Here is a 14,937-nt window from a genome sequence, read left to right as displayed (position 1 = left end):
TCCCGGCCTCCTTGGGAGCGGGACTGGCGCCGGCCAATGCCGCGGCCGCCGCGCCGGCGGCCATGCCCGCCGCGCCGACGGCGCCATCGCTGGCGCTGTCGCGCCCGGCGCCCGCTTGCTTCAAGGCCTCGACGTTCGATTGCAGCGTATCCACCCGCTCGCGGGCATCGGCCAGGGCATGAGCATCCGAGGCCTTGCTATCACGCTTGGCGTCGGCGGCGCTGTCGGCCGGCGCGCCAGACAGGCGCAGGCGGTCCTGGGACGAGGCGGCGCTGGCGCCGGCCGGCGTGTCACCGCTGCCGATCTTGCCCGCGCTGGCCGCGCCGGCGCTCACGCGAGTCCCGCCCGCGGCCTGGCCCAGGCCGGCGCGGTAACGCGCATAGGCCTCGACCTGTTCGATATAGATCCGGCGCGCCTCGGCCGGGTCGATGGCGCGCACGGTGTCCGCATCAGGCAGGGCCAGATCGGCGCCAGCCTTCAGGCGGTTCATGTTGTCGCCGATGAAGGCATTGGGGTTGGCGCGCCACAAGGCCACCAGCATCTGGTGGATATTGGCGCCGGCCACCGGATTGCGCTGGGCGATGTTGTAAAGCGTGTCGCCGCGGCGTACATGCACGCTGGCGCCCGCGGCCTGCCCGGTCGCCGGCCGCGCCGTGCCGAGCTGGGCCGGCTGCACCTTGGGCGCCCCCTTGGGCACGAGCACCGTCACCTGGACCAGGCGCTGTCCGGCGCTGGTGCGCAGATTGAGCAAGACATCGACGGCATCGCCCTGCATGGGCTGGGGCGAGACCATGAGCAGATCGCGGCGTGAGCTGTCGCGCGGGACCTGGGTCTGCAGGCTGAGGGAAGACAGGGGCGCGGGCGGTGTCAGGCCGGCACGCTGCCAATCGGCGGCATCGGCCAGGGATACCTGCAGGCTCTGCGCCTCTTCGGGACTGAGTTCAGTCAGGGGCAGCGCCACGCGCAAGGGCTCGCCGGGGGCGGACACCACCCTGGCATGCCCCAGCCGGGCCGCCTGCGCACTCCACCCCCATGTGGTGCCCAGGGCCATGGCCAGCGCGAGGGCCAGGCCGCGCTGGCGGCAGATCTGCGGAGAAAGGCGGTGCTGCGAATGGCGCGAACTCATATGGTGTGATTTCCGTGTTCTATACCAGGGCAATGCAGGGGAAAAGTGTAATGGATCAAGGACGATTCATAAACCGAACATATTCATTCGACGTATAAGATAGTAAACACCTGTGGCGTCGCGCCCAAAAACAAAGGGCACCCCGGGGTGCCCTTTGCTGCACGGCGAACCCTCGCGGGCTCAGGCCTCGGCCAGCGCGATGCGCAGCATGCGGCGCAGCGGCTCGGCGGCGCCCCACAGCAATTGGTCGCCCACCGTGAAGGCGCCCAGGTACTGCGGGCCCATGGAGAGCTTGCGCAGGCGGCCGACCGGGATATCCAGCGTGCCGGTCACGGCCACCGGGGTCAGTTGCTCGACCGTGGCTTCCTTGGTGTTGGGCACGACTTTGGCCCACTGCGTGCCGGCGGCGATCATGTCCTCGATCTCGTCGAGCGGCACATCGCGCTTGAGCTTGATGGTCAGCGCCTGGCTGTGGCAGCGCATGGCGCCAATACGCACGCACAGGCCGTCGATCGGCGTGGCGGGCGTGCCGAAGGCTTCGCCGCGGCCGAGGATCTTGTTGGTCTCGGCCTCGCCCTTCCATTCTTCGCGCGACATGCCGTTGCCCAGGTCCTTGTCGATCCAGGGAATCAGGTTGCCGCCCAGCGGCACGCCGAAGTGTTCGCGGGGCAGGCTGGCGTCTTTCTGCTTGGCCAGGATGCCGCGGTCGATGTCCAAGATGGCCGAGGCCGGATCGTCGAGCAGCGGCTTGACGGCCTGGTTGAGGATGCCGAACTGATTGAGCAGTTCGCGCATGTGCTGCGCGCCGCCGCCCGAAGCGGCCTGGTAGGTCATGGAGGTCATCCATTCGACCAGGTCGTTGTTGAACAAGCCGGCCAAGCCCATCAGCATGCAGCTGACGGTGCAGTTGCCGCCAATGAAGTTGCGCACGCCACGCTTGAGGGCAGCGTCGATGACGGGACGGTTGACCGGATCCAGCACGATGATGGCGTCGTCGGCCATGCGCAGCGTGCTGGCCGCGTCGATCCAGATGCCCTTCCAGCCCGCGGCGCGCAGCTTGGGATAGACCTCGGTAGTGTAATCGCCACCTTGCGCAGTCACGATGATGGGCAGTTTTTTGAGGGCCTCGATATCGTTTGCGTCTTGCAGCGGGCCGGCGCCTTCGGCCCATTTGGGCGCGGCACCACCGGCGTTGCTGGTGGAGAAGAACACGGGGTCGATCAGTGCGAAGTCGTTCTCCTCACGCATGCGCTGCATGAGAACCGAACCGACCATGCCGCGCCAACCGACGAGGCCTACTGCTTGCGTCATTTCTGGGCTCTTTAGGGGTCTGGAATGAAAAAAACGGGAATGAACTACTGCAATTTATCAGAATGCGAGGCGCAATGCTGCATTGCACCCTCGCAATTCGGGGACGTGTCGCGCCGAACCGACGGCGGCCCGCCGGCCCGGCCGACGGTCAGGCCAGCGCCTTCAGGACGGCATCGCCCATTTGCGCGGTGCTGACCTTGGTGGTGCCCGCCTCGTGGATGTCCGCCGTGCGCAGGCCCTGGGCCAGCACCTTGCGCACCGCCGCCTCGATGCGATCGGCCTGGGCGGCCTGGTCCAGGGAATAGCGCAGCAGCATCGCGGCCGACAGAATGGTCGCCAGCGGATTGGCGATGCCCTTGCCAGCGATGTCGGGCGCCGAACCATGGCTGGGCTCGTACAGGCCTTGGCCGCTGGCGTTCAGCGAGGCCGAAGGCAGCATGCCGATGGAACCGGTGAGCATGGCGGCCTCGTCCGAGAGGATGTCGCCAAACAGATTGCCGGTCACGATGACGTCGAATTGGCGCGGGTTGCGCACCAGCTGCATGGCGGCGTTGTCGACGTACATGTGCGACAGCTCCACGTCCGGATAGTCGCGCGCGGTCTCGATGACCAGGTCACGCCAGAATTGCGAGGTCTCCAGCACATTGGCCTTGTCCACGCTGCACAGCTTCTTGTTGCGCTTGCGGGCCGTCTCGAAGCCGACGCGGGCGATGCGGCGCACTTCGGACTCGGCATAGCGCATGGTGTCGTAGCCTTCGCGCTCGCCGGCGAACTGGCCGTCGGGCGAGCTGCGCACGCCGCGCGGGGTGCCGAAATAGATGTCGCCGGTCAGTTCGCGGATGATGACGATGTCCAGGCCGGCCACGATCTCGGGCTTGAGCGATGAGGCGCTGGCCAGCTCGGGGTAGAGAATGGCCGGACGCAGGTTGGCGAACAGGCCCAGGGCTTTGCGCAGGCCCAGGATGGCCTGCTCGGGGCGGAACTCGCGCGGCAGGCTGTCGTACTTCCAGTCGCCCACGGCGCCGAACAGCACGGCGCGCGAGGTCTTGGCCAGCTCCAGCGTGGCCGGGGGCAGTGGATGCTCGAATTCGTCGAAGGCGGCGCCGCCGACCTTGGCTTCGCTCAGTTCCAGCGGCAGGTCCAGCGCCTTGAGGACGCGCACGGCCTGCTCGACGATTTCCGGGCCGATCCCGTCACCGGGAAGGACTGCGATTTTCTGGGTCATGGGAATTCCTGTAGATAGCAAAAAAAAAACGCCGGGCATCGCGGCGATGCCCGGTCCGCGCGGCAAGGACGGCGCGACGCTCAGGCCACCGGCCGGCTTTCCAGCCAGGGATGGCGGGCCAGGCGCTCGGCCTCGAACGCGCGGATCTTGTCGGATTGGCGCAGGGTCAGCCCGATGTCGTCAAAACCATTGAGCAGGCAATACTTGCGGAAGGCATCGATCTCGAAACCCATTTCGCGGCCATCGGCGCCGATGACCACTTGGCGCTCGAGATCGATCTTCAGCTTGTAGCCCGGGAAGGCCTTGACCTCGTCGAACAGGCGCGCGACCTCCAGCTCCGTCAGGATAATCGGCAGCAGGCCGTTCTTGAAGCTGTTGTTGAAGAAGATATCGGCATACGACGGCGCGATGATGGCGCGAAAACCGTATTGCTGCAGCGCCCAGGGCGCGTGCTCGCGGCTGGAGCCGCAGCCGAAGTTCTTGCGGGCCAGCAGCACCGATGCGCCCTGGTAGCGCGGCTGGTTCAGCACGAAATCCGGATTGAGCGGACGCTTGCTATTGTCCATGCCGGGTTCGCCGTGGTCCAGGTAGCGCAGCTCGTCGAACAGGTTGGGGCCGAAACCCGAGCGCTTGATCGATTTCAAGAACTGCTTCGGGATGATGAGGTCGGTGTCGACGTTCTCGCGATCCAGCGGCGCGACCAACCCTTCGTGAAAAGTGAATGCTTGCATGAATATCCCCGCTCAGCGATAGCTGCGCACGTCAACGAAATGGCCGGCCACCGCGGCAGCCGCGGCCATGGCCGGGCTGACAAGGTGGGTGCGTCCGCCCTGCCCCTGGCGGCCCTCGAAATTGCGGTTGGAGGTCGAGGCGCAGCGCTCGCCCGGCTCCAGGCGGTCCGCGTTCATGGCCAGGCACATGGAGCAGCCCGGTTCGCGCCACTCGAAGCCGGCGTCGGTGAAGATCTTGTCCAGGCCTTCGCGCTCGGCCTGCTGCTTGACCAGGCCCGAGCCGGGCACCACCATGGCCTGGCGCACATTGGCCGCCACGCGCTTGCCGCGGGCCACCGCGGCCGCGGCGCGCAGATCTTCGATGCGCGAGTTCGTGCAGGAGCCGATGAACACGCGGTCGACACGGATATCGACCAGCGGGGTATTGGGCGTCAGGCCCATGTACTGCAGGGCGCGCTCCATGCCACTGCGCTTGACCTCGTCCTTCTCGCGCTCGGGGTCGGGCACGCGGCCATCGACCGGCAGCACCATTTCGGGCGACGTGCCCCAGGTCACCTGTGGCTTGATTTCCTTGGCGTCGATGCGGATGACGCGGTCGAACTTGGCGCCCTCATCGGAATGCAGGGTGCGCCAGTAATTGACGGCCTGGTCCCACAGCACGCCGACCGGCGAAAAGGGCCGATTGCGGAAATATTCGATGGTCTTGTCGTCGACGGCCACCATGCCGGAACGCGCGCCCGCCTCGATGGCCATATTACAGACCGTCATGCGGCCTTCCATGGACAGGCCGCGGATGGCGCTGCCAGCGAATTCGATGGCATGGCCCGTGCCGCCGGCCGTGCCGATGATGCCGATGATGTGCAGCACGACGTCCTTGGCGGTACAGCCGAAGGGCAGCTCGCCGTCCACGCTGATCAGCATGCTCTTGGCTTTTTTCATCAGCAGCGTCTGGGTCGCCAGCACGTGCTCGACCTCGGAGGTGCCAATGCCGAAGGCCAGCGCGCCCATGGCGCCGTGCGTGCTGGTGTGCGAGTCGCCGCAAACCACCGTCATGCCGGGCAGCGTGGCGCCCTGCTCCGGGCCGATCACGTGCACGATGCCCTGGCGCAGGTCATTCATGCGGAATTCGGTGATGCCGTACTTATCGCAATTGGCGTCCAGCGTGTCGACCTGCAGGCGCGACACCGGGTCTTCGATGCCCTGCGCGCGATTCAGCGTGGGCACGTTGTGATCGGCCACCGCGAGGTTGGCGCTGATGCGCCAGGGCTTGCGGCCGGCGAGGGTCAGCCCTTCGAACGCCTGCGGGCTGGTCACCTCGTGCAGGAGATGACGATCGATATAGAGCAGACAGGTGCCGTCTGTTTCCTGGTGGACGACGTGGGCGTCCCAGAGTTTGTCGTAAAGGGTTTGGGCCATGGATCGCTCTGATGAGTAGGCAAACCGCCTCCGGTCGCTGTGACCGCGCGGCATGCAGCGATTATGCCCAGGCTATCAAGCTAGTACAATTCAACCAATTATCCTAGTACAAGCACTACCCCCCTGCCACCGGCGCGCTGTCGGTGCATCATTTAGGAAGATATACTTACGGAAGCATTAATCCGAATCCCGGAAAATATCGCCAGAAACATAATACGCAATTATGCGAAACATTTCGCATATGACGCAATATTATGATTTATTGAGGGATTTTTCGGGCAGGAACATTATCCCCGTGGCATGCTGGCAAAAAATTTCATGCATCCGGCCGAGAGTTTTCAAATAACTTAACAAATCTTGACTCGCGCCTTATGACATTTGCATACAAACTGTTCGCGTTTTGTATCATTTCTTGATCCCGCGAACCTCCCCACGCGACATTGGGCCCGACGTGCCTGGACCGCTCCACGGCCAACCGGAGTCCCCAAGATGAAACGCGCCAGTCCCGGGCAGTGTTTTCGAGACCGGGCGTGGCCTGAAAAGACCGGTGCCGCCCACGCAAGACCCGCAAGGCCTGCGCTGACGCCAAGCACTGAAGGAGCCATGAAACCGACGCCTGTCCTGTTGATCACGCATGACGACCTGCTCTGGCAGCACTGGCGCCAACTGGATCACCGTTGGCTGCCCGCGCGCGGCCGCAATATGGCCGATCTGGCCCGCTGGCGCGAACAGGGCCGTGGCGTGGCCATGATCGACGCGGACCTGCCGCGGCGTCCCGCCTGGCAGGATCCGTGCTGGCCGGAAATGACGCGGGACCTGGCCCTGTTGGTAGCCAGCCTGCATCCCAGCGACGAGCAAGGCACCCAGGCCCTGGGCGCCGGCGCCCAGGGCTATTGCCATGGTTATGCCAGCCCGGCGGCGCTGGGGCAGGCGCTGGGTGTCGTGGCCGAAGGCGGCATCTGGCTGGGCCGCTCGCTGGTGGAGCGCCTGCTGCAGCTGGTCCAGGAGCGTGCCTGCGTACAAGCCGACTGGAGCCGAGGCTTGCTGACCGAACGCGAGGATACAGTGGCCCGCCATGCCTCGGCCGGCCAATCCAATGCCCAGATCGCGGAATTGCTCGGTATCACGGAACGGACGGTCAAGGCCCACCTGTCGGCGGTGTTCGAGAAAGTGGGCGTGGCGGACCGGCTGCAGCTGGCGCTGCTGGTGCATGGCATATCCCAGCCCAAGGCAACCACGACGGGCAACTGATACCCCATCCTCAAGGAACAACACCTCTCGCGCCTTGGCCCACCCCTCGCGGAGAGCCGGCCCGCCAACAGGAAGATCAAATGGCCACCCCCTATCCTGCTGTTGTCACCTCCCTGATCGGCCGCGCCTGGATGCGCGGCGGCGATGGCTCGCTGGCCGAGCTGCGCGCGGGCAGCAAGATTCCCGCGGGGGTAGACGTCATGACCGATGCGGCCAGCACGATCGCGCTGCGCGCCGCGGGGATTCCTGTCGTGATCGGCGCAAGCCGCCTGGTCACGATGAGCGGCGAGGTCGGTGCGCCGGCGCTTGCCGACCCCACCGAAGCCTGCATCCAGCAGCCTGGCAAGGCCGGCTCGGATCCGCTGCGGGCGATGCTGGGCGATGCGCCGGCGCGCGGCGGCGCAGCGGACAGCGGCAGCCAGCGGCTGGCGCGTCTGCTGGGCACGCAACACGAACCCTCTCATGTCACGCGCGCCGGCGCGGCCGAAGAAGGCCCGGGCCACATTCTGGTTTTCCGGCAGCGTGATCAGGCCGCCCGCCAGCCGTCCCGGGCCACCGTCAACCAGTGGCTGCAGGCCGCCGGCGAATGTGTCGCCGCTTCGCTGCGGCAGCCCCATCTGCAATCCACCTTGCTGGCCCGCCTGGGCGGCGCGGATTTCGCCGTCCTGATGCCGTCCACCACGACAGCCCAGGCCATGCTGATCGCCAGGCAGCTGCATGCCGACCTCGGCAAGGCCGGCATCCCGGTCAATGACGGCCGCCTCTATCGCTGGGCGCCTCCGGAGGGGACCGAGGCCCTTGCGCAGGCGGCGGCCCCTGCCGGCCAGGGCATTGCCGACAGCGCCACCGCGCCGGACGGCGAGCAGGGCTGGCAGAAGGCGATTCTCGCGGCGCTGCGGACCCAGGGCTTCAGCCTGCAGACGGAAGTCCTGACCACGGCGGCTGGCGACCCCGTGCGCACCGAGGCCATGCTCATGCTGCAGCATGACGCGGCCCACATCCCTGCTACGCTGTTCATCCCGCCGGCCATACGCCTGGGCCTGGTCTCGGCCTGCGACCGGCAGGCCATCGGCCTGGGCCTGCGCTGGCTCGCCGACCACCCGGGCGAACTCACGATACGCCTGGCCCTGGCCTCGCTGCGCGACGAACGCTTCCTCAGTGAGCTGGCCGCGTCGCTGGCCGGCCATCCTCATCTGGCGCCGCGCCTGCTGTTGGAGGTCGATGCCCACGGCCTGGTGGCCTGCCAGGAGGAGGTCATGGCACTGGCGCGCACCGCGGCCGCCTACGGTGCGCGCATCGGCCTGCGCCGCCTCGCCCAGCAGTTTGACGCCGTGGCCCGTCTGCACACCCTGCCGCTGACCTACGTCAAGCTGGGCGGATGCTTTATCGACGGCATGTCGCGGAACCCGGCCAGCCAGCGGCTCACCGCCTCGGTGCAGCGCACCGCCCGTGCCCTGGACATCGAGGTCTATGCCCAGGATGTGCCGGATGAGCAGACGCGCAGCCTGCTGGCCCGGCTGGGCCTGCGCGTCATGCGGGATTCCGGCCTCATGCCGGCGCTGGGCAGTTAGCCCGCCGCGGCGAAGCCGCGAGATACCTAGCGCCGGGCCTGTTCATAAAGCGGCAGGACGCGCTGCGAAGCCTGCTGCAGGTCGGCGATGCGGGTGCTGGCCGAAGGGTGGGTGGAGAGAAACTCCGGCGGCGCGCTGCCCTGCTGGGCCGCGCCCATCTTCTGCCACAGCGTGACCGCCGCCCTCGGGTCATAGCCCGCGCGCGCAGCCAGTTCCACGCCCATCAGGTCGGCTTCGCTTTCATGGGTGCGGCTGTTGGGCAGGGTGAACATCACTTCGCTCAAGCGCCCGCCCAGGTCGGCCGCCTGCTGCGAGCCGGTGGCGATCGAGAGGATGGACAGGCCGACGCTGGTAGCCATCTGCTGCGAAACGCGCTCTCGCGCATGCTCGCGCAGCGCATGGGCGATTTCATGGCCCAGCACGGCGGCCAATTCAGCGTCGGTGGGCTTGATCTGGTTCAGCAGGCCGGTATAGACGGCGATCTTGCCGCCCGGCATGCACCAGGCGTTGACCTCATCGGAGGTCAGCACATGCACTTCCCAGGCCCACTTGGCGGCGTCCGGACGGAACACCGCGGTCTGGGCGATGAGCCGCTGCGAGATCGCCTTGACGCGGCTCAGCTGCGCGGCATCCTTGTCCAGCAAGCCCTTGGTCCTGGCCTGGGCAATGATGTCGCTGTATTGCTTGTCAGCCTCTTGTTCGAGCTGGGCCTCCGGCACCAGGCTGGACATGTATTGTGTGCGGTTGACGCCCACCGCGCCGGATTGCGTGGTGTTCATGCCGGCACAGCCGGCAAGCAGCGCCACCGCCAGCAGCGCGCAGGATCTCAACAGGGATGTCGGCATGGGGCACCCTCGCAAAGAAAAAGAATCAGCCGCACTGGCCGCGGTGGCGCAGGGCGTGGTCGATCAGCACCAAGGCCAGCAGGGCCTCGGCGATGGGCGTGGCCCGGATGCCGACACAAGGATCGTGACGGCCCAGCGTCTGGACATTGACCGGCTCGCCCGCACGGTTGACCGACCGGCGTTCGACCCGGATGCTGGAGGTCGGCTTGATGGCCAGCGATACCGTCACCGGCTGGCCCGTCGAGATACCGCCCAGCACGCCGCCGGCGTGGTTGGAGAGAAATCCCTCGGGCGTGATCTCGTCGCCATGCTCGGAGCCGCGTTGCGTGATGCTGGCGAAACCCGCGCCCAGGGCAACGCCCTTGACGGCGTTCAAGCCCATCATGGCGTGCGCGATGTCAGCGTCCAGGCGGTCATAGATGGGTTCTCCCCAGCCTGCCGGCAGGTTGTCCGCCACCACTTCGATGCGCGCGCCGATGGAGTCGCCATCGCGGCGCAACTGGTCCATATAGGCCTCAAGCTCGGGCACGATGGCCGCGTTGGGCGCATAGAAAGGATTGTTGGGCACATCGTCCCAGGACACGAAGGGGATCTCGATGGGCCCGAGCTGGCTCATATAGCCGCGCACCCGGGTGCCATGCTCGCGCGCCAGCCATTTCTTGGCGATGGCTCCGGCGGCCACCGTCGGCGCGGTCAAGCGCGCCGAGGACCGGCCGCCGCCGCGCGGATCGCGCTGGCCGAATTTCTTCCAATAGCTGTAGTCGGCATGGCCGGGCCGGAAAGTATCGGCGATGTTGGAGTAGTCTTTGCTGCGCGCATCGGTGTTGCGGATCAGCAGACCGATGGGCGTGCCCGTGGTCACGCCCTCGTAGACGCCGGACAGGATTTCAACCTGGTCGGCCTCCTGGCGCTGCGTCACGTGGCGCGAAGTCCCGGGCCGGCGGCGGTCCAGTTCGAACTGGATATCGGCGGCGTCCAGCGGCAGCCCGGGCGGACAGCCGTCGACGACGCAACCGATGGCCGGGCCATGGGATTCGCCGAAATTGGTAACACGGAACAGGGAGCCAAGAGTATTGCCGGACATAGCGGGTCTGCGAAATGCGGGATTTTGGGGCAGGCTCGATTATGACACCGAAGACGCCAGGACCCGGATCTGGTGGGCGGGGACGGGGCGGCCAAGCAGGAAGCCCTGCATATAGCGGCAACCCAGCCGGCTCAGGATATCGCGCTGGGCCTCGGTCTCTATCCCCTCGGCCACCACCATGAGGCCCAGCGCCCGGCACATGCCCATGAGCGCCGACACCACCTCCTGGCTGACGGCATCCGACTCCAGCTCGGCGATGAAGCCGCGGTCGACCTTGACCCAATCGATGGGCAGGCGGCGCAAATGGGTCAGGCTGGAATAGCCCGCCCCGAAGTCGTCCAGGGCCACTTGCACGCCCCGGGCGCGCAGGCCGTTCAGGGTGGCGACGTGACGCTCGTACTGGAGAATGAAAACGGATTCGGTGATTTCCAGCACCAGCCGGTGAGGCGCCAGGCGGGTGTTGGCCAAGGTGTGCGCCACCTGCATGGGCAGCTCGTCCGCATACATCTGGCGCACCGAGAGATTGACATGCAAACGCCAGTGCGACGGCCAGGTGACGGCGCGCGCGCAAGCCGTGTCCAGCACCCAGGCGCCCAGCGCCACGATCAGGCCCGTGCGCTCGGCCAATTCGATGGCGATGGCCGGCGAGACATTGCCGTGCACCGGATGGTGCCAACGCAGCAGCGCCTCGCAACCCTCGATGTTGCCGGTGCGCGTGTCGAAAACGGGCTGGTAATGGATCTCGAACTGGTCCATCGAAGACGAAGCCAGGGCCACGCGCAGATCGTGTTCCAGGCCCTGGTAATGGCGCTGGCGCTCCAGCATGGCCGGCTCGAAGACATTCCAGTGGGGGCCGTCCTCCTCCATCTGCATGAAGGCGATCTGCACCCCGCGCTCCAGTTCGTCGAAACTGTCGCCATGGTCCGGATACACGGCCGCGGCAATGCGGAAATCGACGATCAGGGGCTGGCCGCGCAGCTCATAGGGCCAGGAGAGCTGCTCAAGGATATGCGGCGCGAATTCCGGGATCTCCCAGGCATGCGCGGCGGGGGCCCAGATCAGGAAGGAATCGGTGGCGTAGCGCGCGACCAGGAAGTCGTCGGATTGCTGCTGCAGCCGATCGGCCACCATGGCGAGCAAGGCCCGGTTGTCCTCGACGGCCAACATGGCGCTCAGGGCGGGATGATGGATGAGCTTGACCAGGAAAACCGCCCCCTGGCCGACACGGCCCATGGAGCTTTGGGCGCGGATGCGCAGGCTGTCGGGCGTCAGGGCGTGGGTGGAAGAATCCCGCGAAAGGCGGCTGCGAAGCCTGCGCTCCCGTATCACGAAAAAAACCACGCAAATGGCGATCAGCACCACTCCCGGCAGCAGACACTGTCTCACCAGGTCATCCAAGCCCACGGAGCCCCCTCGTTTCAGCGAGCACAGCGTCCGTTTCTGTGGCACGGACCCATCCCTAGGGTGACCCCTAGCACCCCTAACGGGTATCAGCGGGATTATGCATGAATTGGCCCAAATAGGACTGCGTATTTGTCCCTAAATCCACATTCTTTCGATGGTGGGAGCGACATTTGCCAATACAATCAGTAATGTTTTGATTCTTGCTGTCCGCCCCCCGGACGGCGGGTCAGGGACCCTCCGGCGGCCACTTATGCGTCTTTCATTGCATCTTTTGTTCAGTATCGTCCTCCTGATGGGCTTGCTGCTGTTCGGCACCCAGCTCGCGGGTCTCTGGGCGGCCAAGGTCGATGCCGAGGCGTACCAGATCGGCCGTGCGCGGGATGCGGCCAGCAGCCTGGCCTGGGCGATCGGCCGCTTTGACGGCACGGCCCGGGATTGGGTCAGCCGGCTGCCGGCGCCCAGCGCCGAGGGGCCGCGCCTGCGCATCGACGAGACCTCCCTGGGCCGCAGCATCCCCTTGTGGCCCGCCGACGCCGAGCCCGCCCCCGACCTGGCCGTGCTGGCCCGCAGCCCCTACCGGAGCGCCGACGGCGCCAGCCACGGCCATGTCGTGGCCTACGCCATCCCCGACGACGCGGCGCCCGATGCCTATATCACGGGCGCCCTTGTCCAGACCGTGCTGTTCGTGCTGGCCACCCTGGCCTGGTGTCTCTATGTGCGGCATCTGATGAGCTGGATGCGCAAGGGTCCGCTGGGCTCGCTGGCGCGAGCCGCGCGCGGCCATGACGATGGCCAGAGCGCCGAGCTCACCGAGCTTGTGCCGGTGCGCGAAGCCCTGGCGCAGAACCGCCTGGAACACGAGCAGGTCGTGGCACGGCTGCAACAACGCATCGCCATGCTCGAGAACGAGACCATGCGGGACGCCGTCACCCGGCTGCCGAACCGCAAGACGTTTTTTGATCGCTTCCGCGACATTCTGCGAGGCGAGGATCCTCAGGCGGCCGGCCATGTGCTCATCTTCCGCCAGCGCGACATGGCGGAGATCAACCGGCGCATGCATCATGAGGCGACCGATCAATGGCTGCGCCTGAGCGCCGCCCAGCTTCAGCAGACCATCCAGGAGCAGGCCGGCCCGCAAGCCATGCTGGCGCGCCTGAACGGCTCGGACTTCGCCGCCCTGCTGCCGGGCCTGGCCGCCCAGCCGGCGCTGGCCTTGAGCGAACGGGTGCGCCGCGAGCTGCGCCTGCGCCGCCTGCCGCTGCGCCAGCAAGAGTGGTGCCGCTGGGCCATTGCGCTGGGACGCTACGAAGCCGGCGAAGAAGTCGGTTCCGTGCTGGCCCGCCTGGACAATGCGCTCATGCGCGCCGAGACCGCCAACAACGACGTGTTGCAAATGGCCGATATCGCCGGAGAACGGCGCATCGAGGGCGAATACCGCTGGCAAGATCTCATCAGCCAGGCCCTGGACGAGCATCGCTTCTACCTTGACGTGCAGCCGCGCAGCGACAGCCAAGGCCGGCCGCTGCACGAGGAGGCCCGGCTGATGCTGCGGGGCAGGGACGCCTTGCCAGCCTCGGTCTTCATGCCTCCCGCCTCGCGCCTGGGACTGGCCGCAGATTGCGACATCCAGGCTCTCCGCCTGGCGCTGGATACGCGCGCGCGGCAGACGGGCACACTGGTGGTCCCGCTGGCCCAGGCCTCCCTGGCTCAGGCGCATTTCCTGGCCCGGGTACAAGCCCTGCTCGAAGACCGCCCGGCCCAGGGCCGGCAACTCATCCTGGAGATCGACGCGCACAGCCTGGTCGATTACTACGAGACCGTGCGCGCCTTGTGCGAGATCGCCGCCGCCGTGGGTGCGCGAGTGGGCGTACAGCGCCTGTCCGAACAATTTTCGGCGATCGAGAAGCTGCACCAATTGCCCCTGGCCTATGTGAAAGTGGGCGGCGGTTTCGTGCACAGCCTGGCCGCCAGCCCGGGCAATCGCCAACTGGCCTCGACCATCGTGCGCACGGCGCATGCGCTGGACATCCCGGCCTACGCCGCCGACGCCAGGGAAGACGCCCAGGCGGCCTTGCTGTCATCGCTCGGCTTCATTGTCTTGCGGCCGCTGCCCTATGAGACCGCCGCGCTGGAGGAGTTCCCCACGCAGGCTGCCCCGTCCATCGAGCCGCCGCCGGTACCCGGGCCAAGCACCTTGCGCAAACGCCAGGAACGCAGCGACCGGCGCCTCACCGAGATGGCCGGGGCGCTGCAATCGCACCGCCAATTGCAGTCCTTGCTCTCGCATGAGCTGCGCACACCGGCGGCCACCATCAGCGCGGCCGCGCAATCGCTGGAAACCATCCTGGCCGGCAGCGGCCAGGAAGTGGACAGCCGCCTGGCGCGGATCCGCCGCGCCGTCGGCCGCATGATAGACATGATCGACCAGATGCTCAGCCCCGAACGCCGAGACGACCAAGCCATGGTGCCGCGGCTGGAAACCGTGGACCTGGGCGAACTGGCCCATGACGTCTGCGCGAGCATGCAGGCCGACAGCGCCCATCCGCTGATCGTGCGCAACGAAGAGGCGGTCCCGGCGCTATGCGACCCGCTGCTGACATCCCTGGTGTTGCGCAACCTGATCCAGAATGCGATCAAGTATTCGCCCGCCGACCAGCCCGTGCTGGTCGATGCCGGGCTGGCGACCACGGGGGCGCAGCATGCCATGGCCTGGCTGGCCGTGTCGGACAATGGCCCCGGCCTGGACGAGGACGAGATCGAGGCGATTTTCGAGCCGCATTTCAGGCGTTCGGCGCACCGCGAGACGCCGGGGTCCGGCCTGGGCCTGCATCTGGCGCGCCAGATCTGCATCAGCCAGGAGGGCAACCTCACGGCCCAGGCCCAGCCGGGCCAGGGCGCGCGCTTTGTCATCACCCTGCCGGCCAGCGGCCTGGCCGCGCTCTCGCCGCAAGGCGAGCCGGTTTGAACCGCCGC

The 14,937-nt window shown here is 66.9% G+C and carries 11 protein-coding genes; 3 read left to right on the top strand and 8 right to left on the bottom strand.

The annotated features are described in order from the left end of the window. The 5 genes from AXA74_RS08740 to leuC form a co-directional block, all read right to left on the bottom strand. A partial coding sequence (locus AXA74_RS08740; RefSeq protein WP_060833151.1) for a type IV pilus assembly protein FimV occupies nt 1-1,126 on the bottom strand: 1,126 nt, incomplete at its 3' end. 180 nt (nt 1,127-1,306) lie between these two features. Then, nucleotides 1,307-2,437 (bottom strand): aspartate-semialdehyde dehydrogenase, encoded by a 1,131-nt coding sequence (gene asd, locus AXA74_RS08735; protein ID WP_029580399.1) that lies wholly within the window; start codon nt 2,435-2,437, stop codon nt 1,307-1,309. 148 nt (nt 2,438-2,585) lie between these two features. Next, nucleotides 2,586-3,662, bottom strand: a complete 1,077-nt coding sequence (gene leuB / locus AXA74_RS08730) for a 3-isopropylmalate dehydrogenase (RefSeq protein WP_029580398.1) — start codon at nt 3,660-3,662, stop codon at nt 2,586-2,588. Between the two features lie 80 nt (nt 3,663-3,742). Continuing rightward, a complete protein-coding gene (gene leuD / locus AXA74_RS08725) occupies nt 3,743-4,393 on the bottom strand; it encodes a 3-isopropylmalate dehydratase small subunit (RefSeq protein WP_029580397.1) in 651 nt (216 codons plus the stop codon). A gap of 12 nt (nt 4,394-4,405) precedes the next feature. Then, nucleotides 4,406-5,809, bottom strand: a complete 1,404-nt coding sequence (gene leuC / locus AXA74_RS08720) for a 3-isopropylmalate dehydratase large subunit (RefSeq protein WP_032957765.1) — start codon at nt 5,807-5,809, stop codon at nt 4,406-4,408. A 603-nt stretch (nt 5,810-6,412) separates the two neighbouring features. Between leuC and AXA74_RS24475 the strand changes: the two genes are divergently transcribed. Continuing rightward, on the top strand, nt 6,413-7,060 hold the full coding sequence (locus AXA74_RS24475; RefSeq protein ID WP_029580395.1) for a response regulator transcription factor: 648 nt from the start codon (nt 6,413-6,415) through the stop codon (nt 7,058-7,060). 80 nt (nt 7,061-7,140) lie between these two features. Next, nucleotides 7,141-8,631, top strand: coding sequence for an EAL domain-containing protein (locus AXA74_RS08710; protein ID WP_051593978.1), 1,491 nt, complete (start codon nt 7,141-7,143; stop codon nt 8,629-8,631). Between the two features lie 26 nt (nt 8,632-8,657). On the opposite strand, the gene AXA74_RS08705 is transcribed toward AXA74_RS08710, so the two are convergent. Genes AXA74_RS08705 through AXA74_RS08695 form a run of 3 tightly spaced genes read right to left on the bottom strand, consistent with a single transcriptional unit; the run spans nt 8,658 to nt 11,964 of the window. Beyond that, the gene (locus AXA74_RS08705) at nt 8,658-9,476 is read right to left on the bottom strand and encodes a M48 family metallopeptidase (protein ID WP_029580393.1); all 819 of its coding nucleotides are present in this window, start codon (nt 9,474-9,476) and stop codon (nt 8,658-8,660) included. Between the two features lie 25 nt (nt 9,477-9,501). After that, on the bottom strand, nt 9,502-10,560 hold the full coding sequence (gene aroC, locus AXA74_RS08700) for a chorismate synthase (protein WP_029580392.1): 1,059 nt from the start codon (nt 10,558-10,560) through the stop codon (nt 9,502-9,504). Nucleotides 10,561-10,599: 39 nt separating this feature from the next. Further along, nucleotides 10,600-11,964 (bottom strand): putative bifunctional diguanylate cyclase/phosphodiesterase, encoded by a 1,365-nt coding sequence (locus tag AXA74_RS08695; protein ID WP_029580391.1) that lies wholly within the window; start codon nt 11,962-11,964, stop codon nt 10,600-10,602. Nucleotides 11,965-12,214: 250 nt separating this feature from the next. Between AXA74_RS08695 and AXA74_RS08690 the strand changes: the two genes are divergently transcribed. Continuing rightward, the gene (locus AXA74_RS08690; protein ID WP_032962352.1) at nt 12,215-14,929 is read left to right on the top strand and encodes an EAL domain-containing protein; all 2,715 of its coding nucleotides are present in this window, start codon (nt 12,215-12,217) and stop codon (nt 14,927-14,929) included. Nucleotides 14,930-14,937: the final 8 nt, after the last annotated feature.

It is taken from the genome of Bordetella hinzii LMG 13501, from assembly GCF_001548475.1.
Lineage (GTDB): Bacteria > Pseudomonadota > Gammaproteobacteria > Burkholderiales > Burkholderiaceae_B > Bordetella > Bordetella hinzii.
This window is presented reverse-complemented; position numbering and strand designations above follow the sequence as displayed.

Coding starts and splice junctions, on each gene's coding strand:
- asd (WP_029580399.1), bottom strand. CDS start 2,437: ATGACGCAAGCAGTAGGCCTCGTCGGTTGGCGCGGCATGGTCGGTTCG.
- leuB (WP_029580398.1), bottom strand. CDS start 3,662: ATGACCCAGAAAATCGCAGTCCTTCCCGGTGACGGGATCGGCCCGGAA.
- leuD (WP_029580397.1), bottom strand. CDS start 4,393: ATGCAAGCATTCACTTTTCACGAAGGGTTGGTCGCGCCGCTGGATCGC.
- leuC (WP_032957765.1), bottom strand. CDS start 5,809: ATGGCCCAAACCCTTTACGACAAACTCTGGGACGCCCACGTCGTCCAC.
- AXA74_RS24475 (WP_029580395.1), top strand. CDS start 6,413: ATGAAACCGACGCCTGTCCTGTTGATCACGCATGACGACCTGCTCTGG.
- AXA74_RS08710 (WP_051593978.1), top strand. CDS start 7,141: ATGGCCACCCCCTATCCTGCTGTTGTCACCTCCCTGATCGGCCGCGCC.
- AXA74_RS08705 (WP_029580393.1), bottom strand. CDS start 9,476: ATGCCGACATCCCTGTTGAGATCCTGCGCGCTGCTGGCGGTGGCGCTG.
- aroC (WP_029580392.1), bottom strand. CDS start 10,560: ATGTCCGGCAATACTCTTGGCTCCCTGTTCCGTGTTACCAATTTCGGC.
- AXA74_RS08690 (WP_032962352.1), top strand. CDS start 12,215: ATGCGTCTTTCATTGCATCTTTTGTTCAGTATCGTCCTCCTGATGGGC.